Origin of the sequence: Escherichia sp. E1V33 (assembly GCF_004211955.1) — a bacterium.
Taxonomy (GTDB): domain Bacteria; phylum Pseudomonadota; class Gammaproteobacteria; order Enterobacterales; family Enterobacteriaceae; genus Escherichia.
The window spans coordinates 1-3870 of the sequence record NZ_RHJI01000049.1; the positions used below are offsets into that span (position 1 = coordinate 1).

At 42.8% G+C, this 3870-nt stretch carries 7 protein-coding genes and 1 pseudogene; 2 read left to right on the plus strand and 6 right to left on the minus strand.

Translation table 11 applies throughout. The features are described from left to right. Positions 1 to 67 precede the first annotated feature (67 nt). From D9742_RS22790 to D9742_RS22820, 6 genes and pseudogenes are all read right to left on the minus strand, one after another. Positions 68 to 484, minus strand: coding sequence for a hypothetical protein (locus D9742_RS22790; protein ID WP_130238323.1), 417 nt, complete (start codon positions 482 to 484; stop codon positions 68 to 70). A gap of 42 nt (positions 485 to 526) precedes the next feature. After that, a complete protein-coding gene (locus D9742_RS22795) occupies positions 527 to 775 on the minus strand; it encodes a hypothetical protein (protein WP_000597940.1) in 249 nt (82 codons plus the stop codon). Positions 776 to 960: 185 nt separating this feature from the next. Continuing rightward, positions 961 to 1152: a hypothetical protein gene (locus tag D9742_RS22800; protein WP_130238324.1), complete on the minus strand. Its 192-nt coding sequence runs from the start codon at positions 1150 to 1152 to the stop codon at positions 961 to 963. Between the two features lie 59 nt (positions 1153 to 1211). Continuing rightward, entirely contained in the window at positions 1212 to 1463 is a 252-nt protein-coding gene (locus D9742_RS22805) for a hypothetical protein (protein WP_130238325.1), read from the minus strand. 8 nt (positions 1464 to 1471) lie between these two features. Beyond that, a pseudogene (locus D9742_RS23750) lies at positions 1472 to 1828 on the minus strand (antitermination protein N); the annotation flags it as partial. Positions 1829 to 2434: 606 nt separating this feature from the next. Then, entirely contained in the window at positions 2435 to 3121 is a 687-nt protein-coding gene (locus D9742_RS22820) for a S24 family peptidase (RefSeq protein WP_130238327.1), read from the minus strand. A gap of 108 nt (positions 3122 to 3229) precedes the next feature. Here D9742_RS22820 and D9742_RS22825 point away from each other — a divergent pair, with 108 nt between their 5' ends. Next, positions 3230 to 3460: a YdaS family helix-turn-helix protein gene (locus tag D9742_RS22825; protein WP_000391959.1), complete on the plus strand. Its 231-nt coding sequence runs from the start codon at positions 3230 to 3232 to the stop codon at positions 3458 to 3460. A 116-nt stretch (positions 3461 to 3576) separates the two neighbouring features. Beyond that, positions 3577 to 3858 carry a CII family transcriptional regulator gene (locus D9742_RS22830; protein ID WP_000536662.1) on the plus strand — a complete coding sequence of 94 codons (282 nt, stop codon included), beginning with the start codon at positions 3577 to 3579 and terminating at the stop codon, positions 3856 to 3858. Positions 3859 to 3870 lie beyond the last annotated feature (12 nt).

Consider the following 3870-nt stretch of genomic DNA (forward strand, 5'->3'; position numbering starts at 1 on the left):
TTGATTGCATAACGAAAATGCATCTCGTGAAGCATTATTGGTATGCGGTAAAGCCGCGCTTGGCGGCTTATTTGAAGATTTCTATGAAATCAAGAACTGATGATATTTCGTGGTTGAACGATTTTCTTTTGTATCTTTCTATCGCAGAATCCACCTGGTGTTTATAGTCATCGTCGTTTGAGTATTTAACGAAGCATTCTATTGTCTCAGGCGTTACAGCTATAAGGCTCCACCAACCTTCATCAGATTGATATTCAAATCCCATGCTTTCAAGCCATCCAGCATATTTCCCTCCAGCATCTTGCCAGTGTGTCTTTTCTGCAAGGAAGCTGTTAACCGTCATATGTGCATCAAGGCATTTATCCAACTGTTTACCATTAAGTAGCCATGCGCTGACAGTTGCACATCCCAAATCAACTGATTTAGTAGAGATATTGAATTGGTCGTAATTATCTGGATTAACCAGGATATCTGTAATTTCCATAATTCCTCCGTCATTGGCAGGTGTTAAAGCCGCGCTTGGCAGTTACTCTATTTCTTCTTCGAATGATTTTATTAGTCGGTCAATAACATCATCTGTTTCAATATCATTTCCGTCTGATTGCTTTAATACGTCTATTGATTCTGCGGCGGTAAATTCCATCGCTGTGAGAAACTCGACAATTGCACACTCAACGACATATCGTTCTTCATCTGTACGACATGAGATAAAAGAGCATTTAATTGCTGTTATTACTTTTTGTTTAAGTTCTGCAGGGTAATCAGTTTTTATCATCGTTTACTCCGTCAAAAAAACTGCCCTCACATTGGAGGGCAAAGAAGATTTCCAATAATCAGAACAAGTCGGCTCCTGTTTAGTTACGAGCGACATTGCTCCGTGTATTCACTCGTTGGAATGAATACACAGTGCAGTATTTATTCTGTTGTTTATGCTAAAAATAAAGGCCGACTATGCGGCCATCACTTAATTTCCTTCCATCCCCAATCAAGCGTTTCAAATGCTACATCACGCATGTTTTCGTCTTTTTCGTCCTGATCCATTTCATCCCACTCATTCTCGGATAAGCCAAGATCATCGAGTGTTACAACTGTCTTTTTGCAAGAGTGAATGTTTGCGCCGGAATCCAACCAAATTTCAAATTTACGTTTCATATATCACCTTGATTGTAATAATCATGAAATTATTTACGGCCAAAAAATAAAGGCCACCATCAGGCAGCCTTGTTGTAAATGTTGCAGGTATCAAGTAAGTAATTAGATGGAGCGCCATAAATTATGAATTCATCGTTTGTCGGGTCCATCTCCATCTCTTGGCCTATTGCCATTCTTGCATCAGTGTCATCAGCGGAGAAGCATAAAACAGCCCACGCACCCATTGTTTTAAAAAGAACTGCAATTGGCTGTGGTTTTACTGAATTTGCGTTAGCGCGAAAATCACAAATCGCACTTTCATGAAATTCCATATCTCACCTCAATCGTAATAAGCTGGAATTGATTTTCCGCGTTGCTTCTGGCGGCCTGAACAAGTCACACCCATTTCACTGCGTGGCTTGCTGTACCATGTGCGCTGATTCTTGCGTTCAATACGTTGCAGGTTGCTTTCAATCTGTTCGTGGTATTCAGCCAGCACCGTAAGGTCTATCGGATTCAGTGCGCTGTCTACTCGTGATTTCGGTTTGCGATTCAGCGAGAGAATTGGGCGGTTAACTGGTTTTGCACTTACCCCAACCAACAGGGGATTTGCTGCTTTCCATTGAGCCTGTTTCTCTGCGCGACGTTCGCGGCGGCGTGCTTGTGCATCCATCTGGATTCTCCTGTCAGTTAGCTTTGAGTAACGCGCCGTGATGCTTATCTCCACGGTTGCTGTCTTGCAGCTGCATTTCGCGCTACTCAAAGCCTTCTTCTTTGCATGCTGCCCTTCTTCAGGGCTTAATTTTTAAGAGCGTCACCTTCATGGTGGTCAGTGCGTCCTGCTGATGGCTTAAAATATACCTGCAGGTAAAACCGCTGTCTATACCTGTAGGTAAATAAAATTGATGTGAGAGTTTACCTGCTTGAATTTTCAGGTAATTAATTTTTTGGATTGATATAAAAAAGCCCGCTTTGCGGGCTGAAAGGAGATGTCAGAAGCTATTTGGATTGCTTGGCCATTGCGGCAATTTTGATTCTACTGGGGTGTGTTTGGGTTTGAGTCCGTTTAAGTAGTCAAGGCGCTCAATGGCGCATTTATACATAGCAATCTGCTCTGATGACATGTCGTCGTATGACATGCCTTTGAACTTTTTAATTATCGATTCTGCCTCATGTATAAGATGCTTCTTCTTCATGAGTTCAGCTGTATGCTTAGAGCTTACAGGAGATAACTTTGCCCATATGAAGCAGATGATTACAACAGCGACTACTATGCCGGGTATAAACATTTGCTGCTTTATCCTCAAACTTTTGGCAGATCGTCCTGGTCTACGTACCTGGTGTGTTTCACAATAGCTGAAACAAAATGCATTTTATCAACTTCTTCAACAGGAAGAGTGATTGGGCGGTGATCACTGTTTATGCTACTAAACTGATAATCACCGTCTCTTGTTTTGTTCATGATCTTTATCATGTTGTGACCGTCTTTGGTCCTTACAAAGACTTCATCACCTGGATGTACTGGCGTATTTGGTTCAATAACAACATATTCTCCTGACTGAATCCTTGGCCACATGCTGTCACCCTTAACCTTCAGACCGTAAGCATCTTTATCGCCGCTGTAGATGCTTAACCAACCGGATCTGAATTCAATCATATCCACTGAGCCATCAACTCCCAAAACGGCTTCACCAATTACCGGAACAAAACCCGCACGAACGCTACCCGCAAACTCAAGATGGTCTGTAGCTCCAGCTTTACCATCTGCAAGCATGTCCATCCATCCGCGTGGGAGATTAAAAGATTTTTCAATTAGTTCCATCATATCGTCAGCAATGCGTTTTTTTCCGCTTTTTCCTTCCGGATACAGCATTCTGGAAACGTATGATGGTTCCCTTTCTATTCGACGAGCCAACTCTGAGGCCTTTCCATTACAGAATCGGTCTCTTATCTCTATCAGCCTTAGTCGTCTTTGTTCGTATTTATCCATGATTTAATTCTATCTTTGATTACCTGCCGGTAAATAACCCATGGGTATTGATTTGCCTTTTACCTACAGGTAAACTCACCTTATTCAACAACGGGAAGGAGATAGCAAATGGAAGAACTCCGCTTGTATCTGAACTCCCTTTCACTGGAAGAGCAGAGAGAATTTGCCACCAAGTGCGGAACTTCTATCGGCTATTTGAGGAAAGCACTTAGCCGTAATCATGAATTGGGCGCAGCACTTTGTGTTCTGATTGAGAAGTTCAGCAATGGTGAAGTGACTCGCAAAGACCTTCATCCGGTTGATTGGGAAAGCATCTGGCCTGAATTAATGGCCGCTTAAGTTATTAACGCTCTTACACATCCCCGCCCTGAAAAAGGGCATTACCAGAAACAAATCTCTATGGTTTTGCATTTCTTTGCGAAGCCAACTCTATCTAATCATTAAGGAAATTATGTATGGGTACTATTGCAACTAAAAGCAAGAAAGCGGCTCGCATCGAGTCAGCCTTGCTGAACAAACTGGCACTGATGGGGCAGAAGACATTCGCTCGCGCGATGGGGGTTCCTGAATACCAGGTAAGCCGATGGAAGAATGGTTTCTTCTCGCAGGTAAGCATGATGCTGGCTGTTCTGGAATACGGAATCGAAGACGATGAAATGGCTGAATTGACTAAGCGGCTTGCCGATTACCTGACAAAAGAAAAAGCCCCGAAGAACGGCGAATTCTTCGAGGCCTGATGTAGAAAGACT